Raw genomic sequence first — 17,259 nt, 5'->3', positions numbered from 1 at the left:
ATTCCGCATGGCGTTTGATGCTGACGAAGAAATTCTTCAGGACTTTCTGGTAGAAGCTGGCGAGATACTGGAGAAGTTGTCTGAACAACTGGTCGATCTGGAACGCAATCCGGACGACGGTGAGTTGCTGAATGCCATTTTCCGCGGTTTCCACACGGTAAAAGGCGGCGCCGGCTTTTTGCAGCTTGATGCGCTGGTGGGTTGCTGCCATTCCGCCGAGAACGTGTTTGACACACTGCGTAATCGTAAACGCAGAGTGACCTCTGAATTAATGGACGTGGTGCTTGAGGCACTGGACAACGTCAACCTGATGTTTGATCAGGTCCGCAACCAGGAAGACCCTACACCCGCCGCTCCCGAACTGATACAAGCGCTTGACGCGCTGGCCGAACCTGAGGTCGAGGGCGAGTCGGCTGCTGAAGTTGAGGCTGAGCCTGAATCTGTTGTGGCCGAAGAAGCCTCAGAGCCTGAGCAACCGGCTGCCGAGAACGGGGATATTACCGACGACGAGTTTGAACAGCTGCTGGATGCGCTTCAGGGTAAGGATGCGCCGGCAGCAACGCCGGAACCTGCAACCGGTGGTGGCGCAGACGAGATCTCCGATGACGAGTTCGAAAGCCTGCTTGACGATCTGCATGGTAAAGGGAAGCACTCCGGCGGCGCGCCTGCATCAAAGCCTGCGACTGAATCCAGTGCGCCAGCGGCGGGCGGCGACGAGATTTCCGATGACGAGTTTGAGTCGCTGCTTGATGAGCTTCATGGCAAAGGCCAGTTCAAGGCTGCGGCAGCCGAGCCTGAAGCCAGTGCAGCAGGCGGCAACGACGACCTGATCAGCGATGACGAATTCGAGTCACTGTTGGACGACCTGCACGGAAAAGGTAAAAAGCCTGAGGCGCCAAAACCTGCGCCAAAAGTGGCCAAGCCGGCTCCCGAGAAGAAAGCGGAGCCAGCGAAAAAAGTTGAGCCTGCCAAACAACCGGCTGCGCCCGCTGCGCGTGGCGATGAACCCGACGCCAAAACTGCGCCTGCGGCGGCTGGCGAGACGACGGTGCGGGTTGATACCAAACGCCTCGATGACATCATGAATATGGTGGGCGAGCTGGTGTTGGTGCGTAATCGTCTTCAGCGTCTGGGGGGAGCAAGTGAAGACGAGCACATGCAAAAAGCCGTCTCCAACCTGGACGTGGTTACAACCGATCTCCAGTCGGCGGTAATGCAGACCCGGATGCAGCCAATCAAAAAGGTGTTTGGCCGTTTCCCCCGTGTTGTCCGGGACCTGGCGCGAAACCTCAAAAAAGAAATCAATCTGGTGATGCACGGTGAAGACACCGATCTCGACAAAAACCTTGTTGAGGCCTTGTCGGATCCGCTTGTTCACTTGGTGCGCAACTCGGTCGACCACGGCATCGAGCTGCCAGATGTGCGGGAAAAAGCGGGCAAGCCGCGTACCGGCCTTGTCACCCTGTCTGCAGAGCAGGAAGGTGATCACATACTGCTGGTGATTGAAGACGATGGCGCGGGGATGGATCCGAATGTCCTGCGCCGAAAGGCGGTTGAGAAAGGGCTGTTTGAGCAGGATGTCGCAGATCGCCTGACAGAAACCGAATGCTTTAACCTGATTTTTGCGCCCGGCTTTTCAACCAAGGAGCAGATTTCAGATGTGTCCGGCCGTGGCGTTGGCATGGATGTGGTCAAAACCAAAATTGGCCAGCTCAACGGTATGATCAACATCGAGTCGTCGATGGGCAAGGGCTCCCGCATTGTCATCAAGGTGCCCTTGACGCTGGCGATCATGCCGACGCTGATGATCATGCTGGGAGACCAGTCGTTTGCTCTGCCGCTGGTGAACGTGGTTGAGATATTCCACCTTGATCTGACCAAGAAGAACATTGTCGATGGGCGCGAATGTATTGTGGTCCGGGACAAGGTGTTCCCACTGTTCTATATCAAGAAGTGGCTGGTGCATGGCGCCAGCAGTGAGCCTGAAACGACCGAAAGCCATGTGGTCATTGTGGCAATGGGTACCAAACGGGTGGGCTTTGTGGTGGATCAGCTGGTTGGCCAGGAGGAGGTCGTAATCAAGCCTCTGGGCCGCATGCTGAACGGCACCCCTGGTATGTCAGGCGCCACCATCACCGGAGACGGCAGAATCGCACTGATTCTTGATGTACCCAGTCTGCTTCAACACTACGGCTAATCTGATAAGGCTCCTGCATGACGATTTCTGTCCTCGTCGTTGATGATTCGGGTTTTTTCCGCAAGCGGCTGACCGAGATACTGAATGCGTCTGGCAACATTCGGGTTATCGGTGCGGCGACCAACGGTCGTGAAGCCGTTGAGATGGCGGAATCGCTCAAGCCAGACGTGATCACCATGGATTATGAGATGCCGATTATGGATGGCATCTCCGCGGTTCGTGAGATCATGAGCCGGCGTCCGGTGCCGGTGCTGATGTTTTCGTCGCTGACCTACGAAGGCGCCCGGGTCACCCTTGATGCGCTTGATGCCGGCGCTGTCGATTTCCTGCCCAAGAATTTTGAAGAAATTGCCCGCGACTCCAGCGACCTGCAGCGCATCCTGAAAGACCGGATTGTCAGTGTTGCCCGCAGTCGACCCGGCACCAGCGCGGCGCCGTCACCTGCAGCCCGCTCCGCTCCTGGCAGAACACCTCCGCCGCAAGCACCGGAACGACCGGTTGCGCCGGTTCGCCGGGCGTCCGCAGCTGCGAACCCTGAACCGGCGCGCCCTGGCCGGCGGGCGGCACCACGGCACTTCAGTGTTGTGGCAATCGGCACGTCAACCGGTGGACCGATCGCGCTTCAGCGGGTGCTCACCGGATTACGTTCAAATTTTCCTGCGCCCATCGTGCTGGTTCAGCATATGCCTGCCAGCTTTACTCCAGCCTTTGCAGACCGCCTCAACAAGCTTTGCCAGATCGAGGTCCGACAGGCAGAAGACGGCGATAGCCTCAGGCCCGGGCTTGCGTTGCTGGCGCCGGGTGGCACGCAGATGATGATCGAAAACAAGGGGCCTCACGGCCGTGTCCGGATATTGCCGGGTGATGACCGCCTGACGTACAAGCCCTGTGTAGATGTCACGTTTGGGTCCCTGGCTCGCAGCTATCCCGGTAAAACCCTGGGCATCATCCTGACCGGGATGGGCGCCGACGGAAAAGAAGGTTGCCGGATGGTGAAGCAGGGCGGCGGTGTTGTCTGGTCGCAGGATGAGAAATCATCCGTCATTTATGGCATGCCGATGGCTGTAGCGAAGGCGGGACTGAGCGATGAAGTGCTGTCGCTGGAAGAGTTTTGTCCACGGCTGACCGAAGGCGTGAGCTGATGGATTTTCTCAGCATACTGGGTGTCATTCTCGCATTCGCAGCCTTGCTTGGCGGTAACCTGTTGGAAGGCGGTGCTCTTGGTTCGCTGTTCAACGGCCCCGCGGCCCTGATTGTGATTGGCGGTACGCTGGCAGCAACCATTCTGCAAACCTCATGGCCCATACTCAAACGGGCTGCGGGGATCTCTCGCTGGGTATTTGTGCCACCTTATATCGGTCTCGAAGACGGGATCGACAAGGTCATCAGTTGGAGCGTTCGGGCTCGCAAACAGGGTTTGCTGGGGCTGGAAGGGCTGGCAGAGAAAGAACCGGAGAAGTTTGCCCGCAAAGGCCTGCAATTGCTGGTCGATGGTGCGGAACCTGAATCCATACGCAATATTATGGAAGTTGATCTGGATTCGCGCGAACAGAGCGATCTGGAAGCTGCACGGGTGTTCGAAGCCATGGGAGGCTATTCACCAACGATCGGCATCATCGGTGCGGTTATGGGTCTGATTCAGGTCATGACCAATCTGGAAGATCCCAGCACGCTCGGCGCCGGCATCGCAACCGCATTTGTGGCGACGATTTACGGGGTCGCCCTCGCCAACCTGTTGTTTTTTCCTGTTGCTAACAAGCTGCGGTCTATCGTCCGTCAGCGGTCCCGTTATGAGGACATGATGATAGACGGGATTATCGCGATCGCAGAGGGGGAGAATCCCCGCTCCATTGAACTCCGCCTGCGCGGGTTTATCCAGTAAACCGGAGTGATCGCAATGCGGCAACGGCGGCGTAGACAAGAACAGGATATGCATAACAGCGAGCGCTGGCTGATCTCCTACGCTGATTTTATAACCCTGCTGTTCGCATTCTTTGTGGTGATGTATTCCGTTTCTTCGGTCAACGAGGGCAAGTACAAAGTGCTGTCTGAAACACTGACCGGCGTGTTCAATGCCCCCCAACGTTCGGTAGTTCCCATTGCCGTGGGCGAACGCGTTTCTCAGCCCGACAATCGTCCCGACGAGTCCGTTATCAGGCCGCCAGTCGCCCAGTCTCCGGCGAATACCGCCGAGGAAGAAGCGGAGCGAACCGACGCCCTCAGGACAATGGCGAACCAGTTGAGCGATACCTTTGAGGAGTTGATTAATCAGGGGCTGATATCGGTCGAAACCAATGATGAGTGGATCGAACTGACGCTGAGAAACAGCCTGCTGTTCGGTTCAGGCGATGCGGAACCCCATTACGACGCGTTTCCGGTGATTGAGTCTATCGCGAAAGTGCTGGCGGACAAGGACAATGCCATTCGCGTTGAGGGCTTTACCGATGATCGCCCAATCCAGACCCGGGCATTTCCGTCAAACTGGGAGTTGTCCGCTGCCAGGGCGGCAGCGGTTGTGCGTCTGTTGAGCATGAACAAAGTTGACCCGCAGCGCATGGCGGCCATTGGCTACGGGCAGTTTCAGCCGGTGGCGAGAAATGATACGACCGAAGGCCGCAAGCGGAACCGTCGGGTTGTATTGCTGATATCCCGGGATGCCAGTATCAGGGGCGCAGTACGCTAAATTTCGCCCATCCAGGAAGCTGGCACAAAATCTGTATTAGTCCTAAGTAGAAAGCCCGGTTAAAGGCAAATCTTTGCCCTTCATTGGGTAAAGTCGTCAGTGTGGTGTCATAAACGGACGTTGTTTGCCGGCATGAGACCTTTTCCGCTGTCGGGCTTCAATCTTCTAAAGTTTCCGGGGTATCTGTCGATACCCATTCAAGGTCTTCCACGGATTCGGCGGGCTGCAATCTATCGGGCTGGTGACAACATTAGCGGTGTCAGGAGAATTCAACGTGCGAATCTGGGCGGTCGCCAATCAAAAAGGCGGTGTCGGTAAAACAACGTCTGTGGTGACGCTGGGCGGGCTGCTCGCAGAATCCGGCAAACGTGTGCTCGTTGTCGACCTGGATCCCCATGGCTCACTGACCAGCTGGTTCGGCTATGATCCGGATCGTCTCGCCCACAGTGCCTTTGATCTGTTCCAGCATCAGGGAAAAGTACCCGAAGGCTTGCCTGCCCAGCTGCTTCAGCCGACAAGTTGCGAACGCTTGTCGATTTTGCCTGCCAGTGCGGCACTGGCCACGCTTGAGCGCAAAATGGCCGGCGTTGAAGGTATGGGGCTGATTATTTCCCGCTCACTCGCTCAGCTTTGGGATGATTTCGATTACGTGCTGCTGGACAACACCCCGTCACTGGGCGTGTTGATGGTCAATGCTCTGGCGGCATCGCAGCGGCTTATTGTGCCGGTACAGACCGAGTTCCTTGCGATGAAAGGCCTGGAGCGGATGATCAACACGCTGCAAATGATTATGCGCTCCCGGAACAACCCGCTGCCATATACGATCGTGCCGACATTATTTGATCGCCGCACCCAGGCGTCGATGCACAGCCTGAACGCACTGCGCAAAGCCTATCCGGACGAACTCTGGCGCTTTGCCGTTCCGGTTGATACCAAGTTCCGGGATGCCAGTGAACAAGGGCAGGTACCTTCTGCGCTTTACGCTGACACCCACGGCGTTCGTGCCTATCGACGCCTGCTGGACGACTTGCTTTCGCAGGAGAAGGAGCGGGCATGATGTCTCGGCGTCATATTGTTGACGGTATAGCAGAATGACGGGCGCCTGGTGATGGAAAAACAGCATCAGAAGACAGCCTATGCCGACCCTACGTCGGCACTGACGCACTATCTGGATGAGCTGCTACATTCGGCGACAACCCAGTCTGTGGACACGGTTGTGCCGGAAGAGGCTGCTTCTGATTCAGCGGAGCGCGTTGATGTTGGCGATATAGCGGATAGCGCTGAGGCGAAACCCGTTGTTGATGAGGGTCTTCGCGCCGATCGCGTTCTGGCTGAGCAGCAGCGGGTAGCATTGTTACAGGCCGAGCAGCAGCGCCGACGTGAAGAATCGCTGGCGGTCGAAAGGGCTGCACGTCGTGAACGGGCCCGCCAGGCTGCCGCAGCTATCAAGGCGCGACGCGAGGCTGAGAAGCAGAGGGTTGTTGTCGCAGAAAAGCCGCAGCCAGCCCCGGTCGCCATGCCGGAAACCCAGGGCCGTCCAGAATGGGCAGAGAATGCATTCGAGTGTTTGATCTTCCGGGTTGCGGGGCTACAGTTAGCGGTGCCTCTGGTATTACTGGGTGCGATCCATCCGATGGAAGCCGAATTGCACGAGATTCCCGGGCGGCCACGCTGGTTTATGGGAATGATGCCGTTTGGAGGGCGCAACCTGCGGGTGGTGGATACCGCTGAGTGGGTCATGGCGGGACGTGTCCCCGACGATGCGCGCGATGGTTATCGTTTTGTGATCAGGCTGGATGACAGTGACTGGGGACTGGCATGTGATAATGTGGCGCAGTCGTTCAGGTTGCATCCGGATGATGTGAAGTGGCGCTCTGAGCGCAGCCGGCGGCCTTGGCTTGCGGGCACGGTGATTGATCAGATGTGTGCCTTGCTGGATGTCAGGGCGATGTCGCACCTACTGTCCCGCGCCGAGACTGAACACCAGCTCGATCTGAGCTGAACCGAATTAATGCGTCAGCCTTCGATGAGGCTGGCACGCTTTGTGCCCTGTTCTATAGTAAGGGGCATACGTGTTGGAATTTTGACAGTTCATATGCGGTGCCCCCGGGGCGCCCGTGACGGAGACGTAGCACTATGGCAGCCCCAAGCGGACAGCAGACCCAAAGCCAGGAAAACAAAGTACTCCAGTACGTTACTTTCCGGCTTGATGACGAAACTTACGGTATTGATGTAATGCAGATCCAGGAAGTGCTGCGTTACACGGAAATCGCACCTGTACCGGGTGCGCCGGATTATGTACTGGGCATCATCAACCTGCGCGGCAACGTGGTGACGGTGATTGATACCCGCCGGCGCTTTGGCCTAATGGATGCTGAAGTCACCGATGCAACGCGCATTGTCGTGATGGAGTCTTCCCAGCAGGTGATGGGTATTCTGGTGGATTCGGTAGCCGAAGTGGTTTACCTGAAATCCAGCGAGATCGAGACTGCACCCAACGTGGGGAACGAGGAGAGCGCCAAGTTCATCCAGGGTGTATGCAACAAAAACGGTGAACTCATCATACTGGTTGAGTTCGACAAAATGCTGGCAGGTCACGAGTGGGCGGAAATCGCCTCGCTCTGACACCCCCGATACCCCGGGTGTGATGCTGCCAGATCAGGAGAAGAGAGATGGCAGACTGGCAAAGCATGGCACCCTGGGCACTCACCGCAATTGTGATGACACTGCTTGGCATTCAGACAGTGCTCAACCGCCGGCGCATCCAGCGTCTGGAAGCACGTTTTCGTGATAGCTTCGAAACCTTCGGGCGTGAACTGCATGCGACCAGCAGCGGCAGCATGGGCGTAGGGCAGCGGGTTATTGCCTGCGAGCGTGGTGTTCATGAGTTGCGTCGTGCAATGGAAGAAATGCGTCAGAATGATCCGTTGCGCGTCTCTTATGACGAAGCATCGCGACTTGTCGATCTTGGTGCCAACGTTGATGAACTGATGAACAACTGCGGCATTTCCCGCCCTGAAGCGGAGTTGGTCTCGGCGTTGCGCAAGCGTCAGGTTGCCTGATAGGGCGGGTCGAATAGCACAAGCGGGCGGAGCGCTAGGTCTCGGATCTGACGTTGTCCGGTGTTCGGCCCTGCAAGTGGAAAGCGAATGACAGAATTTCGGCGATCACCCGGTACAGGGTTTCCGGAATTTCAGCATCAAGATCCAGCCGGGCAAGAATGCCCGCCAGTTCGGCGTTCTCGAAAAGCGGAACGCCATTCTCTTTTGCGATCCGAATGATCTCTCTCGCCAACTCGTCGGTGCCGGTAGCGGCAATCGTCGGGGCGCGTTTGCCGTCATACTTGAGCGCAACCGCCGAATCCCGACGATACGCTTTGTCATCTGTCTGATGTGTCATGCCTTGATATCCACCAATCGATGATCCAACTGGGTCCGCGCAGTTTGCGGCTGACCACGCCGGCATTCCAGCTCTACCACTTCTAGTCCCAGCTCGGTCAGCCTTTTCCGCAGTGCCGGTAACTCTTCATTTGCCTGTCGCAAGGTATCCGTCTTGTCTGCCCATATGCGGGTTGAAATCTGCTGGTGCTGAAGGGCTGCCTCGAAAGTTACAGCGCCGGCTTCGTCCAGATCGAGAGACAGCGTTAACCGCCATTCGGTTACCTTGCGACGCGCGCGCTGAGCCTGGTTGTTGTCGTCAGGGTCGTGGCGTTCGAGACGCAGCTGTGCTGTCCGGGGCTGCTCCTGGGTATCCAGCCATGGAAGCTCCAGTAGCCAGGTGGGTGCGGCCGGGCCATCTACCGTGGTGCGCGTGGTCAGTGTCTGGCTGTGAAGCTGATTAACCGTAATACGGTTCAGCATGCCGGCGAGCAAACGCAGCATCTGGCCGGTCGTCATGGTGTCCTGACGGGTGACGGGCATCTGCGTGGAGACAGCCTGGGGGAACTGCAGTGGTGACTGCACCAGATCGTCACTGGTCATTGGGGTATAGCGGTTGAAAGCTTCGGGCTGTTCGCCCTGAGCTGTCAGCAATGCTGCCACCACTCGGCCCAGTGCCAGCTTGAGGTCGGTCTGGGCGCCTTCGGGCGAGCGCGTCAGCCTGGATTCGGCAAACAGGCCGCTATCCTGCACCCATTTGCGCAACGTCTGAATTGGATCGCTATTGGTGCCGGGCGTGAGTTCCCCTGCTTTGGGCAGGTGCTGGACCAGCGATTGCAGTGCACTGCGTACGGATTCCAGTGCGCTGGCATTGAGCTGTTGCAGGGGGCTTGCCTGCGAGGCGCTGCTGTTAAGCAGTTGAGATAGCTGTGCCAACCCCTGATCAAGTCGGTGCTGCCACGGCAAGTGTTGGGCAAGTTGCTGGGCTATGCGGGCCTGAGGGGTATTGCCGCCTTGAAGCTGCTCCATCAGTCGCAACTCGTTGCCGATTCTCACCATGCTGAGCCAGTCGCCGGGCTGAAGCTTGGCATCACTGTTGACGACCAGCGGCTTGCCGCGCACATCCAGTAGCAGCTGCTCAGGTAACGAGCCTGTTTTCTCAAGCACCCGGGTGACCTTGGCCAGCACCTGCTGGCTTTGACGAAGCTGCAGCTGATCCAGTAGCTGACGTGCATCAAGGGCCTCGCCCGCCACTTTTCCTGTGGCGGTTGCGGCTGCACTTTTGGCGGGTGTTGGCTCCGGTGTTGGCCGGGGCTGACCGGAATCCGGTAATTTCATCTGCTGTCTTCTGTTCGCTTGGTCATTGCACCGCAGGGTGAGCCCGGGACGGCGCTCTATTGTTCTTCAGTTTCAGGCTTCTAGAGTACGCTAATCCGGCTTTCTTTGCCCATTGGCCGTGCCCCCTTCTGTTAACGAATTAATCCGGCGGGATATCGCGCTGTCTGTTGCTCTGGCGGGGCTTTAAAGCCTCGCTCGTGACGTTTTGTAATATCACCCCAACAATCGGCGACGGGGCAAGGCAAACTGGTGTCAGTTTCGTTATAATTTGCGACGCATATTTTCCGCCCCTGTCGTCAGTATAGTGAATATGACGCGTGGCCATTCCTCGCTATTCAGGATCCCCAATGCCAGTTCCACTTCTACAAGCCAGCGGCCTTTCCTGTGAGCGGGACGACCGGCTGCTTTTTGTCGATCTGGAGCTGGCGGTTGCGCCTGGCGATTTGCTACAGATCGAGGGCCCCAACGGGTCGGGGAAAACCACCTTGTTGCGTATGCTTGCGGGTCTGCATACAGGGTTTGAAGGTGAGATTCGATGGTGTGGCGAACCCCTTGCACGGCAGCGGGAGCATTTTTTGCGCAACCTGCTTTATATTGGCCATCGCCCGGGGATCAAGCCTTTGCTGACGCCGCTGGAGAATCTCCGCGCCCAGCTTTCCGGCAAGCCCGGTGTAGGTGACGAACAGCTCGAATCAGCTCTGGATGCGGTGGCGTTGTTCCCGTTTATTCATGTCCCTTGTCATCATCTTTCAGCAGGGCAGCAGCGGCGTGTCGCACTGGCTGCGTTGTATCTCTCGGATGAGCCGTTGTGGATTCTGGACGAGGCCTTTACCGCCATCGACAAGGATGGCGTGGCATCGCTCGAACGCCTGCTGCATAAACGTATGTCGGCTGGCGGTGCGGTTATTCTGACGACACACCACCCGCTGCATGTAGACGGTGCCCGTTCACTGTCGCTGGCCAGGTTTGCGCCTGCAGCTGAGGATTCATTTTGAGCGCGATGCTGAAATTACCTCGTCTTACCCCCCGTCAGGAAAGCCAGCCTGTTTTACCGGCACTGCTGGGCGTGTTGCGCCGTGATCTGCTGGCCAATTTCCGCCGTCGTCAGGAACTGTTCAATCCGCTGATCTTCTTTGTGATGGTGGTGGCGCTATTTCCGCTTGGCGTCAGTCCGGAGGTTGAGTTTTTACGCCAGTCCGGTGCCGGTATCCTTTGGGTTGCGGCATTGCTGTCGACCTTGTTGTCGCTCGATCATCTGTTTCGTCATGATTTTGACGAAGGGGTACTCGAGCAAATGTTGCTTCAGCCACAGCCGCTCTACCTGATGGTATTGGTCAAGGTGTTCAGTCACTGGCTGGTTACCGGGCTGCCGCTGGTGTTGATGACGCCGGTGCTCGGGGTAATGTTGCATCTCGACGGGAACTCTATCGGGTACCTGTGTCTAACCTTGCTGGTCGGAACACCGGTGTTGAGTTTTATCGGGGCTATTGGTGCGGCACTGACTCTGGGTCTCAGGTCGGCTGGCATACTGCTTTCTTTGTTGATTATTCCGCTTTATATCCCGGTCCTTATTTTCGGTACCGGCACGGTTACGGCAGTGGCAGCCGGTTTACCGGTGGGGAGCTATATCGCGCTGCTGGGGGCTTTGCTGGTCGTCGCTATTACCTGTGCCCCTTTTGCGACCGCTGCTGCACTGCGCATCAGTGTTTCGAACAGTTGATTGGAGTCTGAACAGATGTGGCAGTTTTTTCACAAGCTGGGTTCGCCCAAATGGTTCTACGGTATCGCATCGCGTTTCATGCCGTGGCTGTTGGGCTCCAGCCTTCTGCTTATGGTGGCAGGGATGGTCTGGGGGCTGGCATTTGCACCGCCTGACTACCTGCAGGGCAACAGTTACCGAATCATTTTCATTCATGTACCCACGGCCTTTCTTGCACAGTCTGCCTACGTGATGATGGCAGTTGCCGGCATTGTGACGCTGGTCTGGCGCATGAAGCTGGCGGATGTGTTCGTCAAGGCGGTGGCGCCGGTGGGCGCAGTGCTGACATTTCTGGCGCTGTTTACAGGTGCGGTATGGGGCAAACCAACCTGGGGCACCTGGTGGATCTGGGACGCCCGACTAACCTCCATGCTGATCTTGCTCTTTCTCTACTGCGGCGTAATTGCGCTGGGTAATGCGATTGCTGACGAAAAATCGTCGGCCCGCGCTGTGGCAGTGCTGGTATTGGTTGGCGTCGTCAACATACCGATTATCAAATACTCCGTAGAGTGGTGGAACACGCTGCATCAGCCCGCCACTTTCAAGCTGACCGAGAAACCCAGCATGCCACCGGAAATGTGGGTGCCGCTGCTGGTGATGGTGTTGGCGCTCTATCTTTTCTTTGGCTGGATCGCATGTTTACGTATGCAGAATGAAATTCTTTATCGGGAACGCCGGTCGAGCTGGGTCAAAGCCATCATGGGCACCGGTAACTCCCGCGCGTCGGCCAAGGTGACAGACTGATGGCTTTTGATTCCCTTCAACAGTTTTGGGAAATGGGCGGGCATGGTCCTTACGTGTGGACCTGCTATGGCGTATTCGTTGTGGCCATCGTCGCACTGGTGATCTGGTCGCGGGCACAGCGTCGACAGGTGATTCGCCGTGAACAGTGGCAGCAGCGTCTGCGCAGCCATCAGCAGGCAAAGGCCGCTGAACCGTCCCCCGTATCTGCTTCAGACTTAGACAACGAGACGCTGTAATGCACCCACAACGCAAACGACGACTGACCATTATTCTGTTTCTCCTGATAGGGCTGGGTATCGCGGTCGGGCTGGTCACCTATGCATTTCGCCAGAATATCAACCTGTTCTACGATCCCAGTCAGATAGCGGCAGGAGAGGCGCCGGCTGATGTGCGTATCCGCGCCGGCGGCATGGTCGAGGAGGGCAGTGTTGAACGTGATCCGGACAGCCTTCTGGTGAGTTTTAATGTCACCGATTTCAAACACTCGGTGACCATGCAGTACACCGGTATCCTGCCGGATCTGTTTGCAGAAGGTCAGGGCATCGTGGCGATGGGAAAAATGAATAATGATGGCGTGTTTGTGGCGGACCAGGTGTTGGCCAAACACGACGAGAATTACATGCCGCCGGAAGTTGCCAAAGCAATGAAAGGTAAATCGCCTGCGGCGGATACGTCTACCAACTGAGCTGTGGGCCTTTATCGGGCCGTCAACACAACAAATACATCGTTTTGGAGAAGTGAATGGTTCCCGAGTTTGGCCATTTCGCACTGATACTCGCGTTGCTGCTGGCAGGATTGCTCGCCGTTATTCCCATGGCCGGATCCCTGACGGGGCGGCCGGCGCTGCTGGCATTTGCCCGCCCGCTTGCGTGTGGACAGTTTGTTTTTGTGGCGATTGCGTTCGCAGCATTGACGCAGGCCTTCCTCACGGATGATTTCTCAGTGGCCTATGTGGCCAATAACAGCAACAGCATGATGCCCTGGTACTATAAATTCAGTGCAGTCTGGGGCAGTCACGAAGGTTCTTTGTTGTTGTGGATTCTGATTCTCGCTGGCTGGACTCTGGCCGTTGCCGCCTTTAGCCGCAAGCTGCCATCGGACCTTGTTGCTCAGGTGTTGTCGATTATGGGCGTGATCAGCGTGGGGTTCTTGCTGTTCAGCCTGGTGACCTCCAATCCGTTTGAGCGCCTGTTGCCGAATATCCCCACTGATGGTGCAGATCTGAACCCGCTATTGCAGGATTTTGGTCTGGTCGTGCATCCGCCTATGCTCTACATGGGGTACGTCGGCTTCTCGGTGGCGTTCGCGTTCGCTATCGCCGCCTTGATTAACGGCCGGCTCGATGCTGCCTGGGCTCGCTGGTCGCGCCCCTGGACAACGGTTGCCTGGTGTTTTCTGACCGTCGGCATTGCGCTGGGTAGCTGGTGGGCCTATTACGAGTTGGGCTGGGGCGGCTGGTGGTTCTGGGACCCGGTTGAAAACGCATCATTACTGCCCTGGCTTGCGGGCACTGCGCTCATGCATTCACTTGCGGTGACAGAAAAGCGGGGCGTGTTTAAAAGCTGGACCGTGCTGCTCGCAATTATCACCTTCTCGCTTAGCTTGCTGGGGGCTTTCCTTGTACGCTCGGGCGTTTTGACGTCGGTTCACGCCTTTGCGTCGGACCCGGAGCGCGGTCAGTTCCTGATCGCACTATTGGCGATTACCATAATCACATCGCTCACACTCTACGCGTTCCGTGCACCGGTGGTGCATACCCGCGTGCGCTACGGCTCGATGTCCCGCGAGATTTTCCTGTTACTCAACAATGTACTGCTGATGGCGGCGATGTTGCTGGTGCTGGTTGGAACACTCTACCCGCTGGTACTCGACTATCTCGACGCAGGCTCTCTGTCAGTCGGTGAACCCTTCTTCAACCTTACCTTCAGCCCGGTTGCGATAGCGATATCACTGTTGATGGGTGCGGGCATCTTCTCTCGCTGGAAGAAAACGGATGGCGGCTGGCTAGGGCGCCAGGTGCTCTGGCCGGCATCGATCAGCCTGCTGCTGGCGGTTGCCGTTCCATTGTGGATGGGCGAGCTCAAACCCTGGGCCTTTGCGGGTTGCTTCGCAGCGGCATGGATTCTGGTCGCCACCGGTCGCGATCTGTGGATGAAATCGTCTTCCAAACAGGGGCATTGGCATGGCCTCAAACGTCTTACCCGCAGTTATTACGGCATGGTGATCGGTCATCTGGGTGTGGCCGTCATTATGGCCGGCGCAACCGTGGTGACCGGCTATGGTATTGAGCGGGATGTGCGGATGGTGGAGGGCGATACCACCTCAATCGGTGATCTTACATTCCGTTTCTCAGGTATCAGCCACCATGAAGGACCGAATTACTCTGCCGAGCGCGGCACCTTTGATATCACCCGCGATGGCGAGCCTGTGGCCACCCTGTATCCGGAAAAGCGGGTATACCGTGTTCAGCGGAGCGTGATGACCGAGGCAGGTATTGATGCCGGATTATTCCGCGACCTGTTTGTGGCACTCGGAGAACCTGTAGGTGACGATGCCTGGGCCGTTCGGGTGCAATACAAACCGCTGATGCGCTGGGTATGGTTGGGCGCATTGCTGATGGCGCTGGGTGGTGCGCTGGCAATTTCTGATAAGCGTTACCGGATTCGGGTTAAGCAGAATGCCGCGAAAACCAGTGCTGTATCCTCAAACGACCCGAAATCAGAGCCGGTTACAGGAAACGCCTCATGAAGCGGTTGCTACTGTTTATTCCCTTGTTGTTGGCGGTTGGTCTTGGTGTGGTGTTGTTTGCCGGTATCGGCAAAGACAAGTCGGCGCTTGAGTCCGCGTTGATTGGCAAACCCATGCCGGAATTCGAGTTGGCGTCGTTGCAGAACCCGGACCAGCGATACCGTTCGGATGTATTTGAACAGAAGGTGGTGTTGCTGAATGTGTGGGGCACCTGGTGTCCGTCATGTCGGGTTGAGCATCCGGATCTGGTGCGCCTTGCCCGCGATGAGGGTGTGCCCATATATGGCCTGAATTACAAGGATAACCGTGACGCTGCTTTGCAGTGGTTGGATGAGCTGGGCAATCCTTATGAACTGGTGTTGTTTGATCCCCAGGGCAAACTGGGTTTTGACCTCGGCGTTTACGGTGCCCCCGAAACCTACATTATTGATTCAAAAGGAATCGTCCGGTTCCGTCATGTTGGCGTGGTTGACAATGAGCTCTGGGAAACTGAACTTGAGCCCCGAATCCGCGAATTACGGGAGGACAGTTAATTGAGACCCCTGATTCTTGTGATTCTCCTGTGCGTTGTGGGTACAGTCCAGGCCAGTACGGAGTCTTATCCGTTGGCGTCTGATGCTGACCGCGAGCGGTTTCAGGAGCTGACCAAAGAACTGCGTTGCCCCAAGTGCCAGAACCAGAGTATTGCCGATTCCAATGCGCCAATTGCCAGCGACATGCGCGAGGCTGTGCATAAGCTGGTGCAGGAAGGGCAGAGCAATGAAGACATCATGCTGGCGATGACCTCCCGGTTTGGTGAATTTGTGCGCTATCGGCCTGAACTGGACCCTCGCACCTTCCTGCTCTGGTTTACGCCGTTGATTGTGATTGTTCTGGGTTTGATCGCCGTGGCGATCGTCGTCATAAGGTCGCGCCGGAATGCGACATCAGAACCGGTTTTAACCGAGGACGAGCGCAGTAAGGTGGATGCCATGCTGGCGCAGGTTGACGACCCCGATGCGCCGGACAATGGCCGTTAATGGCGCTGGCGCCTCGAAAGATTAATGATAACCGTGCCAGAAGCGCCCGGTTATCCCTGACTCCTAAATCCTCTGAATGGTTTGATTTATGACAACCGCTTTCTGGCTGGCCATCGTGGCATTGATCGGGCTGGCACTGGTTTTTGTGCTGTATCCGCTGTTTTTCTACCGCCCTGAAAAAGAAGCCGTCAATGATATTCGCCATCAAAATCTGCTGGCCTATCGCTCCCGTATCGCCGAACTGGAGGCCGAAAAGGAAGCCGGTAACCTGGATGACGCGACCTATCAGCAAATGAAAGAAGAACTGGCTGGCAGCCTGCTGGATGATGTCGACAAGACGGCGGGCCGCAAGGTGCCGGCAGGAAAGCGACCGGTGGGGCGTCGCTCGGCGATTGCGATCGGGCTGGCAAGTGTTGTGGCGATCCCGGCGCTGGCGTTCTATCTGTATGACAATTGGGGTGCTGTGCCGCAGATTGAACAATGGCAAACCATGCGCGATATGCAGGCGTCGTCTCAGCCCGAGGGGCAACAGATGGCAGCGCTGGCACAAAAACTCCGGGAGCGGCTTGAAGAGCAGCCCGACAATCTTCAGGGCTGGGCGATGCTGGGCCGGACCTACATGAACCTTGAAAACTATGGCGAGGCAGCCTGGGCTTTCGAGCGTCTGGCCGGGCAGGTCGAGGGGGCACCGAATGAAGCCGCGACGGCCTGGGGTCTGGTAGCGCAGGCGCGATTCTTCGATAGTAAGGGCAAAATGACAGCCCCGGTGACGACGGCAATAGCAAATGCCCAGCAGCGCAACCCTGATGAAGTGAATGCGCTGGGTTTGCTGGGTATCAACGCGTTTGAGAGTGGCGAATACCAGCAATCGATTGATTACTGGGGGCGCATTGTCAAAGCAGCGCCGGACCACCCGCAACTGCCTTCGATTCGCAGTGGTATTGCTGAAGCCTATCGTCGGCTGGGTAAGCCGTTACCCCAGGAGCTGGCGGCACCGGAAGGCGCCAAAGTGACGGTAAGTGTCTCTTTGGCAGAGGTCTTCCAGGATCAGGTGGCACCGCAAACGACGCTATTTATCTTCGCCCAGAATGCCGAGGGTTCGCCGATGCCACTGGCGGTTGCGCGATTACAGGCATCCGATCTCCCTGCGACCGTGACACTGGATGACAGCATGGCCATGGCGCCTACCGCTCAGTTGTCAGATGCCAGCAAGGTAATACTTACGGCACGTCTGTCCCCCGCGGGTTCAGCGCAACCGCAAACCGGCGATTGGCAGGGGCAGATTGGGCAGCCGCTGGTGCTGGCCGACTATGACGGTCAACCCGTGAAACTGGTGATTGATCAGCAACTGCAATAAGACAGAGCGGTAATGTAGCTGCCGAAGCGGGGCTGTT

Annotated in this window: 19 protein-coding genes; 17 read left to right on the top strand and 2 right to left on the bottom strand. The window is 57.1% G+C overall.

Annotated elements, in window-relative coordinates; translation table 11 throughout:
- Positions 1 to 7: 7 nt before the first annotated feature.
- The 8 genes from ACUN9X_RS16110 to ACUN9X_RS16075 all read left to right on the top strand — a co-directional run bounded on the left by ACUN9X_RS16110 (position 8) and on the right by ACUN9X_RS16075 (position 7,942).
- Positions 8 to 2,197 carry a chemotaxis protein CheW gene (locus ACUN9X_RS16110; RefSeq protein ID WP_445473753.1) on the top strand — a complete coding sequence of 730 codons (2,190 nt, stop codon included), beginning with the start codon at positions 8 to 10 and terminating at the stop codon, positions 2,195 to 2,197.
- A 17-nt stretch (positions 2,198 to 2,214) separates the two neighbouring features.
- Positions 2,215 to 3,339 carry a protein-glutamate methylesterase/protein-glutamine glutaminase gene (locus ACUN9X_RS16105; protein WP_445473752.1) on the top strand — a complete coding sequence of 375 codons (1,125 nt, stop codon included), beginning with the start codon at positions 2,215 to 2,217 and terminating at the stop codon, positions 3,337 to 3,339.
- Positions 3,339 to 4,079, top strand: a complete 741-nt coding sequence (locus ACUN9X_RS16100; protein ID WP_260034902.1) for a flagellar motor protein — start codon at positions 3,339 to 3,341, stop codon at positions 4,077 to 4,079. Before ACUN9X_RS16105 ends, ACUN9X_RS16100 begins: the two co-directional genes overlap by 1 nt.
- 15 nt (positions 4,080 to 4,094) lie before the next feature.
- Entirely contained in the window at positions 4,095 to 4,880 is a 786-nt protein-coding gene (gene motD, locus ACUN9X_RS16095) for a flagellar motor protein MotD (RefSeq protein WP_445473751.1), read from the top strand.
- A 274-nt stretch (positions 4,881 to 5,154) separates the two neighbouring features.
- Complete coding sequence (locus tag ACUN9X_RS16090; RefSeq protein WP_260034906.1) at positions 5,155 to 5,937, top strand: ParA family protein; 783 nt, start codon at positions 5,155 to 5,157, stop codon at positions 5,935 to 5,937.
- Between the two features lie 51 nt (positions 5,938 to 5,988).
- Entirely contained in the window at positions 5,989 to 6,882 is an 894-nt protein-coding gene (locus tag ACUN9X_RS16085; RefSeq protein WP_260034908.1) for a chemotaxis protein CheW, read from the top strand.
- A gap of 134 nt (positions 6,883 to 7,016) precedes the next feature.
- Entirely contained in the window at positions 7,017 to 7,505 is a 489-nt protein-coding gene (locus tag ACUN9X_RS16080) for a chemotaxis protein CheW (protein WP_260034909.1), read from the top strand.
- A gap of 47 nt (positions 7,506 to 7,552) precedes the next feature.
- Positions 7,553 to 7,942 (top strand): DUF2802 domain-containing protein, encoded by a 390-nt coding sequence (locus ACUN9X_RS16075; RefSeq protein ID WP_260034911.1) that lies wholly within the window; start codon positions 7,553 to 7,555, stop codon positions 7,940 to 7,942.
- Positions 7,943 to 7,976: 34 nt separating this feature from the next.
- Here the strand turns inward: ACUN9X_RS16075 and ACUN9X_RS16070 are convergent, their stop codons facing one another.
- Positions 7,977 to 8,279, bottom strand: a complete 303-nt coding sequence (locus ACUN9X_RS16070; RefSeq protein WP_260034912.1) for an EscU/YscU/HrcU family type III secretion system export apparatus switch protein — start codon at positions 8,277 to 8,279, stop codon at positions 7,977 to 7,979.
- Positions 8,276 to 9,595: a flagellar hook-length control protein FliK gene (gene fliK / locus ACUN9X_RS16065; RefSeq protein ID WP_445473750.1), complete on the bottom strand. Its 1,320-nt coding sequence runs from the start codon at positions 9,593 to 9,595 to the stop codon at positions 8,276 to 8,278. Before fliK ends, ACUN9X_RS16070 begins: the two co-directional genes overlap by 4 nt.
- 347 nt (positions 9,596 to 9,942) lie before the next feature.
- On the opposite strand from fliK, the gene ccmA reads away from it, so the two are divergent.
- From ccmA to ccmI, 9 genes are all read left to right on the top strand, one after another.
- On the top strand, positions 9,943 to 10,590 hold the full coding sequence (ccmA, locus tag ACUN9X_RS16060; protein ID WP_445473749.1) for a cytochrome c biogenesis heme-transporting ATPase CcmA: 648 nt from the start codon (positions 9,943 to 9,945) through the stop codon (positions 10,588 to 10,590).
- Positions 10,591 to 10,595: 5 nt separating this feature from the next.
- The gene (gene ccmB / locus ACUN9X_RS16055) at positions 10,596 to 11,315 is read left to right on the top strand and encodes a heme exporter protein CcmB (RefSeq protein ID WP_260034917.1); all 720 of its coding nucleotides are present in this window, start codon (positions 10,596 to 10,598) and stop codon (positions 11,313 to 11,315) included.
- Positions 11,316 to 11,330: 15 nt separating this feature from the next.
- A complete protein-coding gene (locus tag ACUN9X_RS16050) occupies positions 11,331 to 12,098 on the top strand; it encodes a heme ABC transporter permease (protein WP_445473748.1) in 768 nt (255 codons plus the stop codon).
- Positions 12,098 to 12,334 (top strand): heme exporter protein CcmD, encoded by a 237-nt coding sequence (gene ccmD / locus ACUN9X_RS16045; RefSeq protein WP_445473747.1) that lies wholly within the window; start codon positions 12,098 to 12,100, stop codon positions 12,332 to 12,334. The genes ACUN9X_RS16050 and ccmD overlap by 1 nt, the downstream gene beginning before the upstream one ends.
- Positions 12,334 to 12,783: a cytochrome c maturation protein CcmE gene (ccmE, locus tag ACUN9X_RS16040; RefSeq protein ID WP_445473746.1), complete on the top strand. Its 450-nt coding sequence runs from the start codon at positions 12,334 to 12,336 to the stop codon at positions 12,781 to 12,783. The genes ccmD and ccmE overlap by 1 nt, the downstream gene beginning before the upstream one ends.
- A 56-nt stretch (positions 12,784 to 12,839) precedes the next feature.
- On the top strand, positions 12,840 to 14,846 hold the full coding sequence (locus ACUN9X_RS16035) for a heme lyase CcmF/NrfE family subunit (protein WP_445473745.1): 2,007 nt from the start codon (positions 12,840 to 12,842) through the stop codon (positions 14,844 to 14,846).
- A complete protein-coding gene (locus ACUN9X_RS16030; RefSeq protein ID WP_445473744.1) occupies positions 14,843 to 15,379 on the top strand; it encodes a DsbE family thiol:disulfide interchange protein in 537 nt (178 codons plus the stop codon). The genes ACUN9X_RS16035 and ACUN9X_RS16030 overlap by 4 nt, the downstream gene beginning before the upstream one ends.
- Positions 15,380 to 15,865, top strand: a complete 486-nt coding sequence (locus tag ACUN9X_RS16025; RefSeq protein ID WP_260034927.1) for a cytochrome c-type biogenesis protein — start codon at positions 15,380 to 15,382, stop codon at positions 15,863 to 15,865. It begins immediately after the preceding gene.
- A gap of 88 nt (positions 15,866 to 15,953) precedes the next feature.
- A complete protein-coding gene (gene ccmI, locus ACUN9X_RS16020; RefSeq protein ID WP_445473743.1) occupies positions 15,954 to 17,222 on the top strand; it encodes a c-type cytochrome biogenesis protein CcmI in 1,269 nt (422 codons plus the stop codon).
- Positions 17,223 to 17,259 lie beyond the last annotated feature (37 nt).

Source organism: Marinobacter sp. V032 (genome assembly GCF_052645435.1).
Note: the sequence above shows the minus strand (reverse complement) of the source record. Positions and strands in the feature narration are given on the sequence as shown.